23 protein-coding genes and 1 pseudogene are annotated in these 21,114 nt (G+C 69.0%); 11 read left to right on the plus strand and 13 right to left on the minus strand.

Features of this window, described 5'->3' with window-relative positions:
• Positions 1-3: 3 nt before the first annotated feature.
• Positions 4-321, minus strand: coding sequence for a DUF3775 domain-containing protein (locus tag JAN5088_RS06120; RefSeq protein WP_055681934.1), 318 nt, complete (start codon positions 319-321; stop codon positions 4-6).
• Positions 322-460: 139 nt separating this feature from the next.
• Between JAN5088_RS06120 and yaaA the strand changes: the two genes are divergently transcribed.
• Entirely contained in the window at positions 461-1,231 is a 771-nt protein-coding gene (gene yaaA / locus JAN5088_RS06125; protein ID WP_055681935.1) for a peroxide stress protein YaaA, read from the plus strand.
• Between the two features lie 282 nt (positions 1,232-1,513).
• Here the strand turns inward: yaaA and dapE are convergent, their stop codons facing one another.
• The 3 genes from dapE to JAN5088_RS06140 form a co-directional block, all read right to left on the minus strand.
• Positions 1,514-2,653 (minus strand): succinyl-diaminopimelate desuccinylase, encoded by a 1,140-nt coding sequence (dapE, locus tag JAN5088_RS06130; RefSeq protein WP_055681936.1) that lies wholly within the window; start codon positions 2,651-2,653, stop codon positions 1,514-1,516.
• Entirely contained in the window at positions 2,650-3,015 is a 366-nt protein-coding gene (locus tag JAN5088_RS06135; protein WP_055681937.1) for a DUF8846 family protein, read from the minus strand. Before JAN5088_RS06135 ends, dapE begins: the two co-directional genes overlap by 4 nt.
• Positions 3,016-3,114: 99 nt before the next feature.
• Complete coding sequence (locus tag JAN5088_RS06140) at positions 3,115-3,360, minus strand: GlsB/YeaQ/YmgE family stress response membrane protein (protein WP_055681938.1); 246 nt, start codon at positions 3,358-3,360, stop codon at positions 3,115-3,117.
• A gap of 109 nt (positions 3,361-3,469) precedes the next feature.
• On the opposite strand from JAN5088_RS06140, the gene JAN5088_RS06145 reads away from it, so the two are divergent.
• On the plus strand, positions 3,470-3,721 hold the full coding sequence (locus JAN5088_RS06145) for a DUF6525 family protein (protein WP_055681939.1): 252 nt from the start codon (positions 3,470-3,472) through the stop codon (positions 3,719-3,721).
• 4 nt (positions 3,722-3,725) lie between these two features.
• Here the strand turns inward: JAN5088_RS06145 and dapD are convergent, their stop codons facing one another.
• Positions 3,726-4,553, minus strand: coding sequence for a 2,3,4,5-tetrahydropyridine-2,6-dicarboxylate N-succinyltransferase (gene dapD, locus JAN5088_RS06150; protein WP_055681940.1), 828 nt, complete (start codon positions 4,551-4,553; stop codon positions 3,726-3,728).
• 109 nt (positions 4,554-4,662) lie between these two features.
• Here dapD and JAN5088_RS06155 point away from each other — a divergent pair, with 109 nt between their 5' ends.
• Positions 4,663-5,118, plus strand: coding sequence for a DMT family transporter (locus JAN5088_RS06155; RefSeq protein ID WP_055681941.1), 456 nt, complete (start codon positions 4,663-4,665; stop codon positions 5,116-5,118).
• Here JAN5088_RS06155 and JAN5088_RS06160 read toward each other — a convergent pair.
• From JAN5088_RS06160 to JAN5088_RS06175, 4 genes are read right to left on the minus strand one after another with little or no spacing between them, the layout of a single operon-like run.
• Positions 5,115-6,725: an ABC transporter ATP-binding protein gene (locus JAN5088_RS06160; protein ID WP_055681942.1), complete on the minus strand. Its 1,611-nt coding sequence runs from the start codon at positions 6,723-6,725 to the stop codon at positions 5,115-5,117. The two genes, JAN5088_RS06155 and JAN5088_RS06160, sit on opposite strands and share 4 nt — an antisense overlap.
• Before the next feature lies 1 nt (position 6,726).
• Positions 6,727-7,860: an ABC transporter permease gene (locus JAN5088_RS06165; protein WP_055681943.1), complete on the minus strand. Its 1,134-nt coding sequence runs from the start codon at positions 7,858-7,860 to the stop codon at positions 6,727-6,729.
• A 12-nt stretch (positions 7,861-7,872) separates the two neighbouring features.
• On the minus strand, positions 7,873-8,796 hold the full coding sequence (locus tag JAN5088_RS06170; RefSeq protein ID WP_055681944.1) for an ABC transporter permease subunit: 924 nt from the start codon (positions 8,794-8,796) through the stop codon (positions 7,873-7,875).
• Positions 8,797-8,854: 58 nt separating this feature from the next.
• Positions 8,855-10,435 carry a peptide ABC transporter substrate-binding protein gene (locus tag JAN5088_RS06175; RefSeq protein ID WP_055681945.1) on the minus strand — a complete coding sequence of 527 codons (1,581 nt, stop codon included), beginning with the start codon at positions 10,433-10,435 and terminating at the stop codon, positions 8,855-8,857.
• A 228-nt stretch (positions 10,436-10,663) separates the two neighbouring features.
• Here JAN5088_RS06175 and JAN5088_RS06180 point away from each other — a divergent pair, with 228 nt between their 5' ends.
• Positions 10,664-11,509, plus strand: a complete 846-nt coding sequence (locus JAN5088_RS06180) for an LOG family protein (RefSeq protein WP_055681946.1) — start codon at positions 10,664-10,666, stop codon at positions 11,507-11,509.
• A gap of 9 nt (positions 11,510-11,518) precedes the next feature.
• On the opposite strand, the gene JAN5088_RS06185 is transcribed toward JAN5088_RS06180, so the two are convergent.
• From JAN5088_RS06185 to JAN5088_RS06195, 3 genes are read right to left on the minus strand one after another with little or no spacing between them, the layout of a single operon-like run.
• Entirely contained in the window at positions 11,519-12,370 is an 852-nt protein-coding gene (locus JAN5088_RS06185) for an esterase-like activity of phytase family protein (RefSeq protein WP_055681947.1), read from the minus strand.
• Entirely contained in the window at positions 12,343-13,191 is an 849-nt protein-coding gene (gene mepA, locus JAN5088_RS06190; protein WP_055681948.1) for a penicillin-insensitive murein endopeptidase, read from the minus strand. Before mepA ends, JAN5088_RS06185 begins: the two co-directional genes overlap by 28 nt.
• On the minus strand, positions 13,188-14,522 hold the full coding sequence (locus tag JAN5088_RS06195; RefSeq protein ID WP_055681949.1) for an MFS transporter: 1,335 nt from the start codon (positions 14,520-14,522) through the stop codon (positions 13,188-13,190). The genes mepA and JAN5088_RS06195 overlap by 4 nt, the downstream gene beginning before the upstream one ends.
• A gap of 176 nt (positions 14,523-14,698) precedes the next feature.
• Here JAN5088_RS06195 and JAN5088_RS19635 point away from each other — a divergent pair.
• Positions 14,699-14,899 (plus strand): annotated as a pseudogene (locus tag JAN5088_RS19635) (GNAT family N-acetyltransferase); the annotation flags it as partial.
• A 162-nt stretch (positions 14,900-15,061) separates the two neighbouring features.
• Here JAN5088_RS19635 and JAN5088_RS06205 read toward each other — a convergent pair.
• Complete coding sequence (locus JAN5088_RS06205) at positions 15,062-15,598, minus strand: thioesterase family protein (protein WP_055681951.1); 537 nt, start codon at positions 15,596-15,598, stop codon at positions 15,062-15,064.
• Positions 15,599-15,707: 109 nt separating this feature from the next.
• On the opposite strand from JAN5088_RS06205, the gene JAN5088_RS06210 reads away from it, so the two are divergent.
• The 6 genes from JAN5088_RS06210 to JAN5088_RS06240 all read left to right on the plus strand — a co-directional run bounded on the left by JAN5088_RS06210 (position 15,708) and on the right by JAN5088_RS06240 (position 21,101).
• On the plus strand, positions 15,708-15,998 hold the full coding sequence (locus JAN5088_RS06210; protein WP_055681952.1) for a YggT family protein: 291 nt from the start codon (positions 15,708-15,710) through the stop codon (positions 15,996-15,998).
• A 50-nt stretch (positions 15,999-16,048) separates the two neighbouring features.
• Positions 16,049-16,957 (plus strand): aminotransferase class IV, encoded by a 909-nt coding sequence (locus JAN5088_RS06215; RefSeq protein WP_055681953.1) that lies wholly within the window; start codon positions 16,049-16,051, stop codon positions 16,955-16,957.
• A gap of 95 nt (positions 16,958-17,052) precedes the next feature.
• Positions 17,053-17,868 (plus strand): glycosyltransferase family 2 protein, encoded by an 816-nt coding sequence (locus JAN5088_RS18190; RefSeq protein WP_074962386.1) that lies wholly within the window; start codon positions 17,053-17,055, stop codon positions 17,866-17,868.
• Positions 17,869-18,086: 218 nt separating this feature from the next.
• Positions 18,087-18,776 carry a sulfotransferase-like domain-containing protein gene (locus tag JAN5088_RS06230; RefSeq protein WP_055681956.1) on the plus strand — a complete coding sequence of 230 codons (690 nt, stop codon included), beginning with the start codon at positions 18,087-18,089 and terminating at the stop codon, positions 18,774-18,776.
• Positions 18,777-18,850: 74 nt separating this feature from the next.
• Positions 18,851-20,011, plus strand: a complete 1,161-nt coding sequence (locus JAN5088_RS06235; protein WP_055681957.1) for an MFS transporter — start codon at positions 18,851-18,853, stop codon at positions 20,009-20,011.
• A 67-nt stretch (positions 20,012-20,078) separates the two neighbouring features.
• Positions 20,079-21,101, plus strand: a complete 1,023-nt coding sequence (locus JAN5088_RS06240) for an aspartate-semialdehyde dehydrogenase (RefSeq protein WP_055681958.1) — start codon at positions 20,079-20,081, stop codon at positions 21,099-21,101.
• Positions 21,102-21,114 lie beyond the last annotated feature (13 nt).

Raw genomic sequence — 21,114 nt, forward strand, 5'->3', positions numbered from 1 at the left:
GGCTCAGCGCAGCGCGTCCACCGCTTCGGCGATGGGCAGGTCCAGCGCCTCCATCCCCGCTTCCAGGTGGTCGGCGAAATGCGGCGTGCCCAGCAGGTAGTCGGCGGTGGGCGTGTTCGCCTCGGCCCGCGCGGTGGCGACCGCCTCGTCGAAATCCTCGGGCTGGAAGCTGTCGCGCCCGATCCACATGATGGCGATCAGCTCGTGATGCTCCTCCTCGTTCAGCGTCTCCAGGAACCCGCGCAGCTCCCCCTCGGCCCGGTCCATCTCCCAGCCGTAAAGGATGATCTGCGCGACCTTGGAGGTCGGTATCTCGGGCATCGTCTCTCCTCCTCGGGGCTGCCGTCGCATCATGCTGCCCGCAGCGGCCCGCGTCGGCCATGATCTGCATCAACTGCCGGTTGCGACCCCCGCCCCTCCCGCTAGACTGCGCCGCTCCGCACCGATCAGGACCTGCCCCATGCTCACCGTCATCTCGCCCGCGAAAAAGCTCGACCTCGGCCCGGCGGACCATGCCGCGACCGAGCCGCGCCTGACCGGAGACACCGACGCCCTGCTCGGGGTCATGCGGCGGCAGGGGGTGGAAGACCTGATGGGCCTCATGTCGATCTCCGAAAACCTCGCCCGGCTCAACCGTGACCGCTTCCGCGACTGGGATACGGCGCCGGCGAAACCCGCCGTCTTCGCCTTCGCGGGCGACACCTACACCGGCCTCGACGCCGCCACGATGTCCGACGACGCGCTGCGCCAGGCGCAAGGGCGGTTGCGCATCCTCTCGGGGCTCTACGGCCTTCTCCGCCCGCTCGACGGCATCCGGCCATATCGGCTGGAGATGGGCACGCGGCTCGCCACCGGGCGGGGCCGCAGCCTCTACGACTTCTGGGGTGACCGTATCGCGCACCTCCTGAACGACGACGCGCGGCAGGCGGGAACGGACCTGCTCCTGAACTGCGCCAGCCGGGAATATTTCGGCGCGGTGCGCCCCGACGCGCTGGCGCTGCGGGTCGTCACCCCCACCTTCCTCGAAGACAAGCCCGGCGGCCCCCGGGTCGTCGGCTTCTTTGCCAAGCAGGCCCGCGGCGCCATGGCGCGCTTCGTCGTGGACAACCGCATCGACGATCCCGCGGGTCTCCGCGCCTTCGATGCCGGCGGCTACGCGTGGCAGGCGGATCGCTCGGCCCCCGACGCGCCGGTCTTCCTGCGCGCCGACCGCGCCCGCGCCGCGGCTTAACGCTTTCTTCATCGCTCGGGCCGAGAACCGCACCGTCGCAACAGCGAAGACGACGGGTCGTTTCTGCCCGCCGGCATCATCGGGGATCGCTCCCCGATCCTTCCGGGTGAACCCAGAGGGCAGGAAACGGGGTCTGACACGCCCCGGCATGACCCGCCCGCCCTGAAATGGCGCGGCGCCGGTTTTCCACCAATGCGGCTTCGGGGCTCCCAATCCCGTGGCCGCACCCCGAGACCGCCGCACCTCGACCGGACCCAAGGCCCGGACGCGGGCGAAGCCGTGTCAGCCGAAATAACCCCGCAGGATGCGTCCGTAGATCGCTTTCAGCTGTCCGATCTGCTCCACCCGCACGCGCTCGTCCACGGCGTGCATCCGGTGGCCCACCAGTCCGAACTCCACCACCGGGCAATGGTCCCGCACGAAGCGGGCGTCCGAGGTGCCGCCGCTGGTCGAAAGCTCCGGGCTGCGATTCGTCTCGACCTGAACGGCCTCGGCCACAAGGTCCGACAGGGTGCCGGGCGGGGTCAGGAACGCCTCGCCCGACACGCGCACCTCGACGGAAACCGATACGCCGGTCCGGGCCTGGGTGCGGGCCGCCTCCGCCTCCAGCCAAGCCGTCAGGGACGCGCCGGAATGGCTGTCGTTGAAGCGGATGTTGACCGTGGCCCGCGCCTCGGCCGGAATGACGTTCGTCGCCGGATTGCCCGTGTCCATCGTCACCACGGCCAAGGTCGAGGGGTCGAAATGCCCGGTCCCCCGGTCCAGGTCATGCTCCGACAGGTCGGCCATCATCCGCGCCATCGCCGGCAGGGGGTTCAGAGCCCGATCGGGATAGGCCGCGTGCCCCTGCCGCCCGCGAAAGGTGAACCGCGCGTTCAGCGACCCGCGCCGCCCGATCTTTATCATCTGGCCCATGTGGTCGGGGCAGGTCGGCTCGCCCACCAGGCAGACGTCCATCGTCTCGCCCTCCGCCTCCATCCAGTCGAGCAGGGCCACGGTCCCGTCGGTCGCCTCCCCCTCCTCGTCGCCGGTGATGGCCAGGATGACGGCACCGTCGGGGGGCGTGCCTTCCACGAAATCGATGGCGGCGGCGACGAAGGCGGCGACCCCCGATTTCATGTCGGTGGCCCCCCGGCCGTAGAGCCAGCCATCCTCAATCACCGCGCCGAAGGGGTCGTGCGTCCAGGCGGCAAGGTCGCCCACCGGGACCACATCGGTGTGGCCGTTGAAGCCGAAGCTGCGGGCGTGACCCTTCGCGCCCCAACGCGCGAACAGGTTGGCGACGCCCCCCCGGTCCACGCGGGTGCAGGCGAAGCCCGCGGCGCCGAGCACCTCCTCCAGCAGGACGAGCGCGCCGCCCTCCTCCGGCGTGACGGAAGGGCAGCGGACCAGCCGCGCGGTCAGGTCCACCGGGTCGATCACGCGTCGTCCTCCGGCGCGTCGCCCACCTCGTCGCCCTCGCGGAACACCGTGGTCTGCGCCACCACGACCGAGTTCTCGCGCAGCGCGCGCGCCATCAGCTTACGCTCATCCACCTCGATGTCGTGGCCTTCCGCCTCCCGCTCCTCCAACGAGCCGTAGCCAGTGACTTCCAGCACGTTCAGGTCGGCCGTCTTGAGGACGGCGACCGTCTCGCGCACGGCCTCGTCCTCGTCCACGCCGGAGGCATAGCACATCAGCGCGGCGCCGGTCGCATCCGGGGGCAGGCCGTCGCCGGACTTGCGCCCGACCTCCACCAGCAGGGTGTAGACGTGGTGCGGGCGCTTGGGTTTTCTGTCGGTCATGGGGCGGGTGTCCGCCGCGCGCGAGCCGGTGTCAACGCCCCGAAACGCCAGACGCCGCGCCCGGGGCGGGGCGCGGCGTCGGATCGTCCGGTGACGGACCTAGCTGCGGATGGCGCGCACGCCGAAGATCAGGATGCAGGCGCCGATGATCCCGACGATCAGCTGCGGGATCCAGGCATCGGCGGCATAGATGCCCATGAGCCCCAGGATGAAGTTGAGGACCACGGCCCCGACGATCCCGAGGATGATGTTGAGAAACAGGCCGGTGTCGGCCTTCATGATCATGCTGGCGATCCAGCCGGCCAGTCCGCCGACGATGATCGATGCGAGAAATCCGAGACCCATTGAAGGTCCTCCCTTGTTGAGTGGTTGCGCACCCGAAAACGCACCCTCCCCCCGGGCAGTTCCACGTCCGCGTTTGACAGCGCCTTCCCGCCGACCCATCTCAAGCGCCATGACCGATCCGCCCTCCCTTCGCCGGGCGCGCGACCGCAGGCGCGTGATGGCCGATTACGACGCGCTGCCGCCCGCGCTGCGCGAATGGCTCGCGGGGGCGCGGCTGCAATGGTCCCCCGCCTCGGCCCGGCGGGCGTGGCGGCGGGCCATGTGGCAATCGCTCGGCCGCAAGCGTGCCGCCATGGCCCGCATGGACGCGCTGGAGGATGCGGCGCTGGCGCGCGAGGGGCTGCACCCGCCCCCCGAGTGACCAGTCAGTCGCGCAGAAGCTCGTTGATCGCGGTCTTGGAGCGGGTCTTCTCGTCCACCCGCTTCACGATGACCGCGCAGTAAAGGTTCACACCGTTCTTCGACGGCATCGACCCCGCCACGACCACCGAATAGGGCGGAACCTCGCCATAGGTCACCTCGCCCGTCTCCCGGTCGACGATCTTGGTGGATTTGCCGATGAAGACCCCCATGCCCAGCACGCTGCCCTCGCGCACGATGCAGCCTTCGACGACTTCGGACCGCGCGCCGATGAAGCAGTTGTCCTCGATGATCGTCGGACCCGCCTGCATCGGCTCCAGCACGCCGCCGATGCCCACGCCGCCCGACAGGTGCACATTCTTGCCGATCTGCGCGCAAGACCCGACCGTGGCCCAGGTGTCGACCATGGTGCCGCTGTCCACATGGGCGCCCAGGTTCACGAACGATGGCATCAGCACCACGCCCGGCGCGATATACGCCGACCGCCGCACGATGCAGTTGGGCACCGCGCGAAAGCCCGCGCTTTCCCAGCGGGCGGCGTTCCAGCCGTGGAACTTGCTGTCCACCTTGTCCCACCAGGCGCCGCCCTGCGGCCCGCCTTCCTGCAACTCCATGTTCTTCAACCGGAACCCCAGCAGCACCGCCTTCTTGGCCCATTGGTTGACGTGCCAGACGCCATCGGGCCTCGGCTCGGCCACGCGCAGCTTCCCTGCGTCGAGCGCGTCCAGCGTCGCCTCGATCGCCTCGCGCGGCTCGCCGGTGGTCTGGGGGGTGATCCGCTCGCGGTCCCCCCAGGCGGCTTCGATGGCGGATTCGAGGTGCTCGTTCGACATGGGACAGGTCCTTCGGGCCAGGGCTTTCGCGGTGATTGACCCGGGCGCTTCTATCGGTCACGCCGCAGTCAGGCAATCGCAGGCCGGACAATCGCGAAAGGCACCGCGCATGAACTCCCTCTCTCCCGCCCTCCTCGTCCCCGTCGCGGTGGTCTTCGTCGCAGGGCTGGGCTTCGGGCTTCAGGCCCCGCTCAACGCCACGCTGGGCCGCCTGATCGGCAGCGGGCTCGGGGCGGCGACGGTGTCCTTCGGCGTGGGCTTCGCGGCGCTTCTGGTGCTGACCCTCGTCATCGGCGACCCAGCGTCGATCCTGCGGGCGGGCGGTGTCTCGCCGCTCTACTGGATCGGCGGGTTCCTCGGCGCGGTGGTGGTCTGGGCGATGCTCTGGTCGGTGCCGGTGACGGGGGTGCTGACGGCGATCTCGGCGCTGCTTCTGGGGCAGCTTACGGCGGCGCTTCTGCTCGACGCGGTGGGGGCCTTCGGCGCGCCGGTCCACGCCATCACGCCGCAGCGGGTGCTGGCGATGGTCATGGTGGCGGGCGGCCTGATCCTCAGCCGCTTCTAGGCCCCCGCCTCGCCGAACCGCGTCACGTCCAATGCCGCGGACATCAGCGTGCGGGTGTAGTCGCGTTCGGGTCGGTCGAAGATTTCCTCCACCGGGCCTTCCTCGACGATCCGTCCGTCCTTCATCACCAGGATGTAGTCCGACACGGCGCGCACCACGGCCAGGTCGTGGCTGATGAAGACATAGCTCAGCCCGTGTTCGGCCTGAAGGTCGCGCAGCAGTTCGATGATCTGCTTCTGCACCGACCGGTCGAGCGCGCTCGTCGGCTCGTCCAGCACGATCACGCGGGGCCGCAGGATCATGGTGCGGGCTATGGCGATGCGCTGGCGCTGCCCGCCCGAGAACTCGTGCGGATAGCGGTTGCGGACGGAGGGGTCGAGCCCGACCTCGGTCAGCGCCTCGCCCGCGCGGCGGTCGCGCTCGGCCGAGGACAGGTCGGGGGTATGGATCAGCAGCCCCTCGGTGATGATCCGCCCGATGGTCATGCGCGGCGAGAGCGAGCCGAACGGGTCCTGGAACACCAGCTGCAACTCGCGCCTGAGCGGCCGCATGACCGACGGCGCGGGGTCGAGCGGCTGGCCCAGATAGACCACCCGCCCCTCGGTCGGCACGAGGCGCAGGAGCGCGCGGCCCAGCGTCGATTTCCCCGACCCGGATTCGCCCACCACGCCGATGGTCTGCCCCTGCCGCAGGCGGACGCTGACGCCGTCGACGGCGTGGAAAAGCTCGGGCTTGCTGAACAACCCCTGCTTGTCGGTCCGGAACGACACCCGCAGGTCGTCGCCGCGCAGCAGTTCGGGCGCGTCCTCGGGCGGTGCGGGTTTCTCGCCCTCCGGCTCGGCGGCGAGCAGCATCCGGGTGTAGGGATGCGCGGGCGCGGCGAACAGCGCGGCCGTCTCGTTCGTCTCGACCACCTCGCCCGATTTCATGACGTAGATGCGGTCCGCGAAGCGCTGCACGATGCCGAGATCGTGGGTGATGAAGACGATGGCCATGCCGAGCTTCGCCTGAAGCCCCGCCAGCAATTCCAGGATCTGCGCCTGCACCGTCACGTCGAGCGCGGTCGTCGGCTCGTCCGCGATCAGCACGTCCGGGTCGCAGGCCAGCGCCATGGCGATCATCACGCGCTGACGCTGGCCGCCGGAGAGTTCGTGTGGATAGCTGTCGATCCGCCGCTCCGGCTCGGGGATGCCCACGAGGTCGAGCAGTTCGATGATGCGCGGCCGGGCGTCGCGCTTGCTGACGCCGCGGTGGTGGCGCATCGGCTCGGCCAGTTGGGTGCCGATCCGGTAGAGCGGGTCGAGCGAGGTCATCGGCTCCTGGAAGATCATGGTGATCTTCTCGCCCCGGATGCGGTTCAGCTGCCGGTCGGACTGCCCCAGCAGTTCCTTGCCGCGGTATTTCGCCGACCCCCCGGCGCGGCCGTTCGACGCCAGAAGACCCATGATCGCCATGGTCGTCTGGCTCTTGCCCGAGCCGGATTCGCCGACGATGGCGACGGTTTCGCCGGGCATCACGTCGAGATCGATGCCCCGCACGGCGCGCACCACGCCGTCGTTGGTGTCGAAATCGACCGTCAGGTCGCGGACGGAAAGAACGGGGTCCATGTCAGCGGTCCTTCGGGTCGAGCGAATCGCGCAGGCCGTCGCCCAGGAAATTGAGCGCGAAGAGGATCAGCGTGAGCGTCGCGGCGGGCCAGATCAGAAGCCAGAGCGCGCCGCGCATGTTGGCCGCCCCTTCGGAGATGAGCAGCCCCAGCGAGGTCAGCGGGTCCTGCACGCCGAGGCCGAGGAACGACAGCAGGCTTTCAAGGAGGATCGCCTTGGGCACCAGCAGCGTGACAAAGACGACGACCGGGCCCAGCGTGTTGGGGATGATGTGGCGGAACAGGATGCCCGCCTTGGTCGCGCCCATCGCTTCGGCCGCCTGAACGAACTCCTGCCGCTTGAGGCTGAGCGTCTGGCCGCGCACGATCCGTGCCATGTCCAGCCATTCGGTCGCGCCGATGGCGATGAAGATGATGACCAGACTTCGCCCGAAGAACACCACCAGAAGGATGACGAAGAAGATGAATGGCAGTGAATAGAGGATGTCCACCACCCGCATCATCACGTTGTCCACCTTGCCCCCGAGGTAGCCGGATACCGCGCCGTAGGTCACGCCCAGCAGCAGCGCCATGACCGAGGCGAGGATGCCGATGGAGAGCGAGATGCGGACCCCGATCATGATGCGCGCGGCCATGTCGCGCCCGATGGCATCGGTGCCGAGGTAGAAATGCAGCCGCTCCACCCGCGCCGTCAGCGTGCCGGTCAGGCCGTCGTCCGCAAGGTCGAGCGCGGGCGCGAAGAACAGGTCGGAGCGCTGGAAATAGCGCAGGATCCGGGGGTCGATCGCCTCGTCGGAGGTGAGACCCACGCTGATCTCGCTGCCCGAAAGCTCCGGTTCGCCGTGGTCGACGCGGGCGCGGGTGAGCAGGCGCTCGAAGGCGGGCAGGACGGCCTCCTCGCGCGGATAGGCCTCGAGGCTCGCGGGGACGCGGACGAACTGCTGATAGACGCGGTCGTAGGGATGCGGCCAGATCATCGGGCCGAAGGCGCCGATCAGCGTCAGCACGGCGAGGACGATCATGCTCGCCACCGCCGCGCGGTTGCGCCGCAGCCTGAGCCAGGCGTCCTGCCAGAGCGACCGCCCCTGGGCTTCGCCGGCGGGAAGGGCCTCGGTCGGATCGGGTTTAATGGTCATCGCGGGGCCCCTTCAGTCGAACCGGACGCGGGGGTCGAGCCACGCGTAGATGAGATCGACCAACAGGTTGAACAGCACGATGAAGACGGCGATCACCACCACCGTTCCCATCACCAGCGTGTAGTCGCGCCCGAGCGCGCCTTGCACGAAATAGCGGCCGATGCCGGGAATGCCGAAGATCGTCTCGATCACGACCGATCCGGTCAGAAGGCCCGCGGCCGTCGGCCCGAGATAGCTGACCGCGGGCAGCATCGCGGCGCGGAGGGCGTGGACGCCGACCACCACCCGTGTGGGCAACCCGTAGGCCCGCGCCGTGCGGACGTGGTTCGAGCGCAGCGCCTCGATCGTGGCGCCGCGCACCAGCCGCGCGATGATCGCCACCTGCGGCAGCGCCAGCGTCACCACCGGCAGCACCCAGTAGATCGGGTTCGCCTGGCTCCACCCGCCGGCGGGCAGCCAGCCCAGCACCACGCCGAAGAACAGGCTGAGAAGGGGCGCCACGACGAAGGTGGGTGTCGTGATCCCGAAGGTGGCCACGCCCACCACCGCGTAGTCCACCGCCGAGTTCTGGCGCAGCGCGGCCCAGGCGCCGAAGAAGGTGCCCAGCACGGCGGCCAGCGACAGCGCGAGGGAGCCCAGCAGGATCGACACCGGCAGGCCCACGGCGAACAGGTCGTTCACCGAGAAGTCGCGGCGCGTGAAGCTGGGCCCGAGGTCGCCCTGCAGCAGGTTGCCCAGATAGGTCAGGTACTGCGACCAGAGCGAAGCGTCGAGGTTGTAGGCCCGGTTCAGGTTCGCGAGGATCAGCGGGTCGAGCGGGCGTTCCAGGTCGAACGGCCCGCCCGGCGCCAGACGGATCAGGAAGAACGTCAGCGTCACGATGATGAACACCGTGGGCACCGCGCTCATCAGCCGTTTCAGGGTATAGGACAGCATCTCGTCCCTTTCACGCAGGCCGGCGGCAGGCCCATGCCCCTGCCGCCGGTGGTGTCGGTCAGTCTTCCAGCGTCAGCCAGCGCGTCGCGTGGTTGTTGAGGATGTTGTCCTCCCACCCCGACACGCGGTCCGAGACCAGCGCGCGCGACGAATAGTAGAGCAGCGGGATCGTCGGCACCTCGTCGAGATAGATGCGTTCGGCTTCGGCCAGGATCCTGGCCCGCTCGTCGAGGTCGAGCGTCTGCGCCGCCTCGGCCATCTTGGCGTCGTACTCCTCGTTCACCCACTTGGAGTAGTTGAACGAGACGTCGCCCTCGTTGAGGTAGAGGAAGTTCTGCGGGTCGCTGTAGTCGCCGATCCATCCCGCGCGCGCGATGTCGAAGTCGCCGTCTTCGCGCAGGTAGTTGAAGTAGCCCGTCCCTTCCATCTCGTTGAGGCTGGACTTGATTCCCACGTTCGACAGCATGTCGGCCACCGCCGCCATGGTGTTGCGATGGTTCTCGGAGGAATTGTACGACAGCTCGACCGTCAGGTCGGCCGGGTCCACGCCCGCTTCCTCGAAGAGTTCGAGCGCCCGGTCCTCGCGGTCGAGCAGGTCCATCTCGGCATAGTCGAGCATCGGCGGCTCATCGACGTAGTTGGCGATGCCCGGCGGCACGAGGCCGTAGGCCGGGATCATCGTCTCCTGCCAGACCTCGTCGGCCAGGAACTGACGGTCGATCAGCATGGAGATCGCCTGCCGCACGCGGGGGTCGGCGAACTTGTCCTTGGTGGTCTTCACCGGCAGGTAATAGGTGCCCAGATAGGGCGCGATGCGAAGCCGGTCGGGCAAATTGTCCTGCATGTAGGCCATCTGTTCGGCCGGAACATCGGAGCAGACATGCACCTCGCCCGCCTCGAAGCGGCGCAGGCAGGCGGAGCGGTCCTCGAAGGGGATCCACTGGATCTCCTCGATCTGGACGTTCTCCGCATCCCAGAACTCGGGGTTCTTCTTCATGACGATCTTGTCGTTCGGCACGAAGCTTTCGAGCATGTAGGCGCCGTTGCTCACGAGGTTGCCGGCACGGGTGAAGTTGACGCCATGCTCCTCGACGCTGGCCTGGTGCAGCGGCTTGCCCGTCTGGTGGGTCAGCAACTCCAGGAAATAGGGGGTGGGCTGCTTGAGGGTGATGACCAGCGTCTGCGGGTCGGGCGCGGCGACGCCCAGCTCCGCGGGCTCCATCTCGCCCTTGGTGACGGCCTCGGCATTCTCGATGTCGAACAGGATGCTGGCATAGCCCGCCGCGGTGGCCGGGGTCATCATCCGGCGCAGCGTGAACAGGAAGTCGTCCGAGGTCACGGGGTCGCCGTTCGACCACTTGGCCCCTTCGCGCATCTTGAAGGTATAGGTGCGGCCGTCCTCCGACACCTCCCAGGATTCGGCGGCGCCGGGGATCACGTCGCCACCCGCGTCCTGCGTCACGAGCCCCTCGTAGAGGTCGCGCAGCAGGTTCGCCTCGGCCACGGTGGAGGTCTTGTGCTGGTCGAGCGTCGAGGGGTCGGTGTCGTTGCCGCGCATGAGCACCTGCGCGGAGGCCTGCATCCCCGGCAGGCAGAGCGCGGCGGCGAGCAGCCCCGGAAGGATCGAAATGCGTTTCATCGTCGTTTCCTCACATATGAGAATGTCGGGATATCCCACGTATCGTTGCCGCAAATCCCGGTGGGCGCAAGAATTCAATATTTCCCCGACGTCACCCCATCCGGACGCCAGCCCCTTGTTTCCCGGCACCTTTCCCGGCGCCGATGCCACGACCGGGGCGATACCGTGTCGCGCGCGCCCGCATCGCCTGCTACACCGCCGCGGACCCATTGGACGCAAGGCAGGACCATGAACGACACCGACCGCACCCATCCCCTGCGCGACTCGCGCGAGGATACGCGCACCGCGCGCACCGTTCCCGACACGCCGCAGACCCGGTCGCCCGCCTATCGCCTGGCCTTCGCCGACGAGGACTTCCTGTGCCGGGCCGACCTGCGACCGGTGCGCCTGCAACTCGAACTGCTCAAGCCCACGCTGCTGATGGACGAGGCGGAGGTGATGTCGACGGTCGTGCTGTTCGGCGGCGCGCGCATCCCGAGCCCCGCCGAAAGCGACCGCGCCCGCACGCCCGCGCTGCGCGACCTCGCGGGCCAGTACGAGGAGGCGCGGCGCTTCGCGCGGCTGGTCACGGAGCGGTCCATGGCCGAGTCGGGCGGGCGCGAGAACGTCATCGTCACCGGCGGGGGCCCCGGCGTGATGGAGGCCGGCAACCGCGGCGCATGGGAGGCGGGGGGGCGGTCCGTCGGCCTCAACATCGTGTTGCCGCACGAACAGGCGCCCAACGAATACGTCACGCCGGAGCTTGCCTTCAACTTCCACTATTTCGCCATCCGCAAGATGCACTTCCTGATGCGGGCCGCCGCGATCTGCGTCTTTCCGGGCGGTTTCGGCACATTGGACGAGCTGTTCGAGTCGCTGACCCTGATCCAGTCGGGACGGATGGAGCGGGTGCCCTTCCTCCTGTTCGGAGAGGATTTCTGGCGCAGCATCGTCAACTGGGAGGCGCTGCGCGATGCGGGCACCATCGGGGAGGACGACCTGGAGCTGTTCCGCTTCGTCGAGACGGCGGAGGACGCGCTGGCCTTGATGGAGGACTGGCCCCTGCCCCGGACCCGGCGCGACTATCCCCGCTGACGGGGGCGGTCAGTCGAGGATGTAGTCCACGAACTCGGTCCGCTGCACGGCGGGCCGCTGGTTGTCGTCCGAGATCATCGTGACCCGCATCCGGCCCCGGGCGTCGCGCCAGACGGCGATTCCTTCGAGGTTGTCATGGGTGGCGATCGCGGTCTCGATCTCGGTCCGCTCGTCCCCGCCGCCGAGGTCGAAGCTGCGGACGCGGGTGCGGAAGCCGAAGAAGGCGAAGTCCCGTTCCAGCAGGTAGAGCCGCCCGTCCGGGCCGATGTCGGCGCCCGACACGAGGTAGCGGCCGTCGCGGCGCAAGGCGAAGGGCACGTCCCAGACCCCGCCCCGGAAGCGGTGGACGGGGAACGGCCGGTCCACCGCGCCGGAGCGTTCGGGAATGGCGTAGAGCGTGCCGTCCGCGTCGGCGGCCAGCGCCTCGATCCCCGAATTGCCCTGAAGCCCGGCGAAGGCATCGGGCTGCGGGATGCGCCGGGGCGGGGCGGCGAGGTCGTCGTGGCGCATGATGCGGTGCGTTCCCTCGAAGGCCACGAAAAAGGCGCCATCGGCGAAGGCCAGCGACTCGGCATCGGCCTCCCGCCCCTCCAGCGGCTCGCCGGTGGAGCGCAGGAGGGGGCCATGGTCGGCCACGGCGACATCCGCCACCCCGCCGGCCCCGTCGCGCAGGAGCCGCCCCCGGATCCAGCGGCCCCGGTCCGACAGGGTCACGAACTCCGCCCCCGCGTCGTCGAGCCACAGCGCCGAATACCCGCCCGCGCCGTCGAACGCGGGCTGCCAGGTATGGCTGCCCAGATGTTCGGCGGCGATGGCGGGTCCGGTCGCGGCGATCAGCGCGAGGAGAGGACCGAGGCGCATTGTTGCGGCAGATCGGCCAATTGCAACTCACGTCGCGGCGCGGGCGGTGGGGCGTTCGGATCGGCGGGCGGCGGGTTCAGGATGTTGGCCACCCATTGCCGCGCCTCGGCGCAGCCATCGCCGGGGGGCGGTGGGTCCTGGTTCTGACACCCGCGGGCGCCCGCCGGGCAGGCGATGCGGACGTGCATGTGATAGTGGTGCCCGTACCACGGCCGCACCTTCCGCAGCCACGACCGGTCGCCCGTCTCATCGGCGCACATCTGCACCTTGGCGCCGGGGAAGATGAAGATGCGCGCAGTGCGCGGATCCTGCGCGGCGCGCTTGACCAGCTCGTGCTGCCCCCGCGTCCAGTTGGAATTGACGTAGGCGCCGTTCGCGCGGCGCATCGACACGGCGGACAGGTTCTCGCGCTGGCGCGGCGACAGGGTCATGTCTGTCGCGGGATAGAGCCAGACGTCGGCATCGAGGCCGATCTGGTGGCTGCGGTGCCCGTCGGTCATCGGGCCGCCGCGCGGCTGGCTCATGTCGCCCACGTAGACGCCGGCCCAGCCGATGCGGTCCATGTGGCGGCCGAGGTCCTGCACCAGGTCCACAAGCTCCGGGTGGCCCCAGTTGCGGTTGCGCGACAGGCGCATGGCCTGCCACGACGGCCCCGTTTCGGGCAGCGCCACGAGGCCCGCCGCGCAGCCGCGCGAATAGCCGCCGAAGGGTTCGGGCGCCTGGGCCGAGGGGGCGCGGGCGGCGCCGAACTGCGTCTTGGCGATCTGCGCCTGCGCGGGGGCCGCCAGAAGCGCGAGACATATGAAGAAAAGGCGGATCATGCGGGTTCCCCTTCCGGTTTCACCCAGACTAGCAGGATCAGGCCGAGCGTGAACAGCCCGACGATGGGCAGGATGCCGATCTGCTGGCTGCCGGAGGCGAGCGTGACCGCACCGATCAGGACCGGGGCGAGAAAGGCCGTGGCCTTGCCGGCCAGCGCGTAGAGGCCGAAGCCCTCGGTCACATGGCCGGGCGCCACGACGCGCACCAGCATCGTCCGGCTCGACGCCTGAAGCGCGCCGCCCGCACCGCCGATGAGCGCACCGAGGACGTAGAAGGCCACGTCGGGCAGCGGCGAGCCCTCTGCCACCGGGATCAGCAGCACCGCCCCCGGCGTGACCGTGACCACGATCAGCGACACGGTGAGCAGGATGGCGACGCAGGCGACGATCACCGGCTTCGGCCCCCGCGCCCGGTCGGCGCGCCCGCCGGCCCAGGCGGCGATGGCGCCGGTGACGGCGGCGAGGATGCCGAAGACCCCGATATCCACCACCGACCAGCCCAGCACCCCCGCCGTGTAGATGCCCCCGAAGGTGTAGAGGCCGTTCAGCGCATCGCGGTAGAGCATCGACGCCCCGAGATAGGCCGCGAAGCCCGGCCTGCGCGGCAGCGAGCGGAGCGTCTGGCCCAGCCGCGCCAGCGCGGCCCGCACCGGCGTCACGGTTCGCGCGACGGGCCGGACAGGCCGGACCCAGAGGAAGAAGGGCACCATGAAGACCACGTACCAGAGCGCCGTGAACGGCCCCACGAACCGCGTCCCCGCCCGCGTGTCGGGGTCGAGACCGAAGGCGGGCGGCCGGCCCAGCAGCGTCGTGCCCACGGCGTTTTCCGCGAAGAACCCCAGCATGAGCACGAGCGCCAGCACCCCGCCGACGTAACCCAGCGCCCAGCCGGAGCCGGAGATGCGGCCGATCTCCTCCCTCGGGCCCAGCGCGGGGAGCATGGCGTTGGTGAAGATCGTCGCGAACTCCATCCCCACGAGGCCCGCGCAGAAGACGAGCAGGATCGGCCAGACCGGATCGGCCAGCGGCACCGCGAACCACAGCGATGCCGCCCCGAGGACGTAGAGCAGCGAGAAAAGCTTGATCCACGCCAGATGCCGCCCCGAAGCGTCGGCCATGGCGCCCAGCACCGGCGCGCCCAGCGCCATGACGACGCCCGCAAGACCCACCGCGAAGCCGAAGGTCGATTGCGCGCGCACCGGGTCGTCCATCACCGCCGAGGCGAAGTAGGGGCCGAAGATGAAGGTGAGCAGCAGCGTGTTGTAGGGCTGCGACGCGAAGTCGAACATCATCCAGCCGCGCACCCGGCGCCTGAGCGCGATGTCCGTCATTCGGTCCCCCCATCCGGTCGCCCGACCTTGCGCGCAGGCTGCGCGGCGCGCAACAGGGATGGCGGGGGGACGTCATGACCCGGCTTGCCGTGGCTCCGGGCGAAGGCGCCATCCGCGATTGCATCGAACGGGCCCATGCCCGCCGGGTCGATCCGATCGGACGGCGACCCGCGCCGATGGAGGCCGATTTCGCCGCGCTGATCGCGGTCGGGTGCGTCCGGGTTGCGCTGCGCGACGGCGCGGTGGCGGGCCATGTCGTGTTCGACCCCGAGGGTCGCCGCATGATCCTCGACAGCGTCGCCGTGCACCCGGGGATGGCCGGACAGGGCACCGGCCGGACCCCGGTCGAGACCTGCGAGGCGGAGGCGCGGCGGCTGGGGCTGGACGCGCCGCATCTGTTCACCGACGCGAAGATGACCGCGAAGCTGATGCTCTATCCGCATCTGGGCCACGTCGAGACGGGCGCGCCCGACAGGACAGCTTCGACCGCGTGTTCTTCGGGAAACGGCCGTTACGAAGGGCGGCTTGCCCGGGAACGGTCAGTCCGGGGCTGCGGGGGGCCATGGGCGTATGGCCTCGGCATCGATCCAGGCGGCGATCCAATCGGGCATCTCGGGGGCGGGGCCGGTCCAGCCCAGTTCGGCCGCGACCTCCTGCGTGGGCACGGCGCGGCCGCGCGCCACCACCGCCGTCCGCAGCAACGCCTGCGACGTGCAGGTGTCGTCCACCCACATCGACTGCACGATGTAGAAGAACCGCTCGTCCCACCCGGCCACCCGCGTCCGCATCTCGATCCGCTGGAACAGGGTCACGCGGCGGCGGTAGCGGATGCTGGCCCCGGCCACGGCCAGGCCCCAGCGGCGGCGGCGCAGCGCGGCCAGAAGCCCGACCCGCGCGCCCAGCGTGAACCGCCCCAGGTCATAGAGCGTCAGCGTGCGGCCGTTGTTGAGCTCCCCGAACCCGTCGAGATCCCACGGCAGGCAGAGGTGGTGCGACAGATGCGGGTCGAGCACGCCCAGCGGCGGCGCGGACCGGGTTTTCAGCATTTGCCAGCCAAGGCGGACGAAAGGATACATGGCGGCCCCCTGACCCGCGCCGGTGCCCGCGTCAATCGCAACGGTGCGTCAGGTTGCGCGCGGGGCCGTGCGCGCATAGATCGGGACCGCACCGCAAGAAGGCACGCCCATGTTCACGATTATCCAGATCCTGCACCTGCTGCTGAACGTGGCCTGGTGGTTCGCCGTCGCGCACATCATCATGTCGTGGCTCATCAACTTCGGCGTGCTGAACCTGCACCAGCCCATCGTCGCGCAGCTCTGGGACGGGCTGAACCGCATCCTGGAGCCGGCCTATTCGCGCATCCGCAGCGTGCTGCCGGCGACCGGGGGGCTGGACCTCGCGCCGCTGGTGTTCATCCTGGGCATCATCATCGCGCGGATGATCCTGACCAACGCGGCGATCTCGCTGGCGACCTGACGGGCAGAAGGCGCTTGCAAACCCCCCCGTCGTGACGGCACCAACGGGGCATGGACGACGAACGCATCAGCACCCACGAGGCCGAGGAGGACGCGCGCAACGCGGGCATCCTGATCTGGGTGAACGGCGAGTTGCGGCCCCGCCACGCGGCCACGGTCTCGGTCTACGACAGCGGCTTCATGCTGGGCGACGGGGTGTGGGAGGGGCTGCGGCTCTATGACGGGGGCTGGGCCTTCCTCGACGAGCATCTGGCGCGGCTGTTCGAGGCGGCGAAGGCCATCGACCTCGACATCGGCATGACGCCCGACCAGGTCGCCGCCGCGCTGGAGGAGACGCGCGCGGCCAACGCCATGACCACCGATGCCCACGCCCGGCTGATGGTGACGCGGGGCGTCAAGCGCCTGCCGTTCCAGCACCCGCGCCTGTCGGACCGGGGGCCGACCATGGTCATCATCATGGAACATTCGCGCCCCCGCATCCCCCGCCCCGTCACGCTGGCCACGGTGCCGCACATCCGCGGCCTGCCGATGACGCAGGACCCCAAGCTGAACTCGCACTCCAAGCTGAACTGCATCCTGGCCTGCATCGCCGCCGAAAAGGCCGGCGCGGACGAGGCGCTGATGCTCGACGTCCATGGCTTCGTGAACACGACGAACGCCTGCAACTTCTTCATCGTGCGCCGGGGCGAGGTGTGGACCAGCACCGGCGACTACTGCATGAACGGGATCACCCGGCAGAAGATCATCGACCTTTGCCGCGCCAACGCCATCCCCGTGCACGAGCGCAACTTCTCCCTCGTGGATACCTACGGCGCCGACGAAGCCTTCCTCACCGGCACCTTCGGCGCGCAGACGCCCGTGGGACTGGTCGACGGCCGGGTGATCGGCACGGGGGAGCTGGGACCGGTGACGGAGCGGCTGCGGGGGCTGTACAAGGGTTTGGTGGGGTCGCACCGATAGAATCTGGATTGGCATCAGTCGGTGCCCTGGCTCTCGCGTCGACAGAACCTGTCCGATACATGCGCGGAGATGACCGACACTGGAAATGAAGCCTGATGCCGAAGAGTTCCGCTACCCCCAATATCTGTGCCATCGTGTGTATCCGCAATGAAGACAGGTATCTGAAAGAACTTGTCGAGCATCTTGAGAAAGAGGGTATCGAAGCCTTCTTCATCGACAATGGATCGACCGACGGTTCTCGCGAGACGATCGAGAAGCACATTGGCGGGAACGTCCTGGGCGTCAGGGATCTCCCTCACAGGGGATCGTTTTCCCTCGTGGATCAGCTTCAGGCAAAGGCGGAAGTGGAGCAGACCCTCCGCCACGAGTGGGTCATGCATGTCGATGCAGATGAAATCCATCACGCCAGTTCGGACGGGACCAGATTGGTCGACGTTGCCGGGCTATCCGACGAGGCGGGTTGCAACGTCGTCAACTTCGAGGAGTTCGTCTTTCTGCCGGAAGCGGATCACGATGGCACCGATGTCGGGGCACATCTTGACGTTCTCCGGTATTACTATTTTGCTCCGGTGCCCGAGCGGCTTTTGCGTCTTTACCGTCGTGGCCAGGGTCTGGACAACCGTCCCGGTGCCGGGCATCGGCTGCGAGGCGATGCAAGGATATATCCGCAACCTCAGGTTCTTCGGCATTACATCACGCTCGATCAGGACCATCTTCTGCAAAAATATGTCGGTCGCGCTTTCGACCCTTCCGAACTTGGACAGGGCTGGCATCACAACAGGGTTGGATTGACTGCGGAGATGCTCTCGTTGAGCCGGGCCGACCATGACCAATTCGAGTATCTGCCCGCTCGGGAAAGCAGGGCGTTCATTCGCGATCGGCCCCGCAAGCGACATTTCTGGAGTTGGTGAAGTCGCACCGCGCGTTTCGATCCCGCGGTGAAGGGCTCGTCGCGGCCGAAGCTGCGCCCCAGGATCTGATGACGCTGTCGCCTTCTGTCCTTTCCTCGAAGCCTGGCCCGCAGCTTCCGGCGCCCGCGACAGGATCGGGTCACGTGACATAAGCCCCCTTGACCGATCCCGCCCCGACGTCCGACCTGAACCCGACCACCCCCACCCACGGAGTTCCCATGCGCCTCATCGCCTGGTCCGGTCCCCGGAACCTCTCCACCGCCATGATGTATGCCTTCGGCAGCCGGCCGGATTTCGAGGTGCTGGACGAGCCGTTCTACGCGGCCTTCCTCAAGGCGAGCGGGGCGGATCATCCGATGCGCGACGCTGTGCTGGCGGATCAGCCGACGGACCCGGAGGAGGTGGCGGCGATCTGTGCGGCGCCGCCGAAGGTCCATTCCTATCAGAAGCACATGGCGCATCACATGCTGCCGGGGTTTCCCATGGGCTGGGCGGAGGGGGCCGTGCATCTGCACCTGATCCGCCATCCGGCCCGCGTGATCGCGAGCTACGGCGCCAAGCGCGCGGAGGCGACGGAGGCCGACATCGGGTTCGCCGCGCAGGCCGCGCTCTATGACCGGATCGGGGGACTGGTGCTGGACACGGGCGATCTGCGGGCCGATCCGCCGCGGATGCTGGCGCGGCTCTGTGCCGAGGCGGGGGTGGCCTATGACCCTGCGATGCTGCGCTGGCCCGCGGGCGGGCACGCCGCCGACGGCGTCTGGGCCGCGCATTGGTACGGGGCCGTCCACCGGTCGACCGGGTTCGCCGGGCCGGAGGGGCCGCTGCCCGAGGTGGACCGCCCCGACCTGCTGGCCGCGGCGATGCCGTTCTACAGGGCGATGCGGTCGCGGGCGCTGCAACCCTGAACGCGCAGGTCGCGCTTGCGGCGCCGGGGCGAACGGGCAATGTGGCGGCCGAGACATGGCGGGAGGGGCGCGCGATGGGACCGGGGATCGCCGTCCTGACACTGGCTTATGTGCTGTCGCAGTTCTACCGCGCGTTCCTCGCGGTGCTGGCGCCGGACCTGACCGCCGACCTGGGGCTGACGGCGGCCGACCTGGGCCGGGCCTCGGGCATCTGGTTCCTGTCGTTCGCGGCGATGCAGTTGCCGGTGGGCTGGGCGCTCGACCGGGTGGGGCCGCGGTGGACGGCCGGTGTCCTGCTGGGGGCGGCGGGCGGGGGCGGCGCGGCGCTGCTGTCGGTCGCGGGCGCGGCCTGGCACGTGGACCTTGCCATGGCGCTGATCGGGGCAGGCTGCGCGCCGGTGCTGATGGCGGGCTATGTGATCCTGGCCTACGGCGTCCGCCCTGCAATCTTCGCCACGCTGGCCGGGGCGATGGTCGGGGTGGGCAGTCTGGGCAACATCGCCGCGTCGGTGCCCCTGGGCTGGGCGGCCGAGGTGCTTGGCTGGCGCGGTGCGATGCAGGCGTTGGCGGGGGTGACGCTGGCCACGGCGGCGGGCTGCCTCGTGCTGGTGCGCGATCCGGGGGTGCAGGGCGGCGGGCGGCGGGGGTCGCTTCTGGACGTGCTGCGGGTGCCGGCGCTCTGGCTGGTGCTGCCGATGATGCTGGTGAACTACGCGCCGGCCGCGGGGCTGCGGGGCCTCTGGGCCGGGCCTTACGTCGCGCAGGGGTACGGGCCCGCGCATGTGGGGATGGTCACGCTTGTCATGGGCTTGGCGATGATCGCGGGCAATTTCGCCTATGCGCCGCTCGACCGGATCTTCGGCACGCGCAAGGGCGTGGTGCTGACCGGCAACCTGGCAGGGGCGGCGGTGCTGGCGGGCCTGTGGTGGGTGCCGCTGCCCGGGCTTGTCGTATCGACGGCGGCGCTGGCGGCGGTGGGGTTCCTCGGCGCGTCCTATGCGATGTGCATGGCGCACGGGCGCGCGTTCCTGCCGCCCGGATCGGTGGGGCGGGGGGTGACGCTGCTCAACCTGTTCTCGATCGGCGGCGTGGGGATCATGCAGTTCGCCACCGCACCGCTGTTCGATGCGGCAGGCGGGGGGGAGGCAGGGTTCCGGGCGATCTTCGGGGTCTTCGCGCTGATCCTGGTGGCGGGCTGCGCGATCTATGCCTTCGCGCCCGATTCCACGGACTGACGGGGCGCGGCCTTTACCCCACGGGCCGCGCGGTATACCCCCGGCGCGTCCCCTTCAGGAGGTTTCGATGGGTTACAAGGTCGTCGTCTGCGGCGCCACGGGGAACGTGGGCCGCGAAATGCTGAACATCCTGGCCGAGCGTCAGTTCCCCGTGGACGAGATCGCGGCGCTCGCGTCGCGCAAGTCGATGGGAACCGAGGTGAGCTTCGGCGACAAGACCCTGAAGACCAAGGACCTGGAGCAGTTCGACTTCACCGGTTGGGACATCGCCTTCTTCGCCGTGGGGTCGGAGGCCACGAAGAAGTTCGCGCCCATGGCCGCGAAGGCGGGCTGCATCGTGATCGACAATTCGTCGCTCTACCGCTACGACCCGGACGTGCCGCTGGTGGTTCCCGAAGTGAACCCCGAGGCGGTCGAGGACTATGCCAAGAAGAACATCATCGCCAACCCCAACTGCTCCACCGCGCAGATGGTCGTGGTGTTGAAACCGCTGCACGACCGGGCGCGGATCAAGCGGGTCGTGGTCAGCACCTATCAATCCGTCTCGGGCACCGGCAAGGAGGCCATCGACGAGCTGTGGGACCAGACCAAGGGCATGTACGTGCCGGGTCAGGAGCGGGAGCCGAAGGTCTATCCCAAGCAGATCGCCTTCAACGTGATCCCCCATATCGACAGCTTCATGGACTCCGGCGACACCCGCGAGGAATGGAAGATGGTCGCCGAGACCAAGAAGATCGTGGATCCCGCGATCAAGGTGACGGCCACCTGCGTGCGCGTGCCGGTCTTCGTGGGCCATTCGGAGGCCGTGAACATCGAGTTCGAGGACTTCCTCGACGAGGACGAGGCCCGCGACATCCTGCGCGAGGCGCCGGGCATCCTGGTCGTCGACAAGCGTGAGGACGGCGGCTATGTCACGCCCGTCGAATGCGTGGGAGAGTTCGCCACCTTCGTCAGCCGCATCCGGCAGGACAGCACCATCGAAAACGGGCTGAACCTGTGGATCGTGTCCGACAACCTGCGCAAGGGCGCGGCGCTCAACGCGGTGCAGATCGCCGAGACGCTGGGCGCACGGGTGTTGAAGAAGGGTTGATATCCGATACGGG

Origin of the sequence: Jannaschia rubra, from assembly GCF_001403735.1 — a bacterium.
Classification (GTDB): Bacteria; Pseudomonadota; Alphaproteobacteria; order Rhodobacterales; family Rhodobacteraceae; genus Jannaschia; species Jannaschia rubra.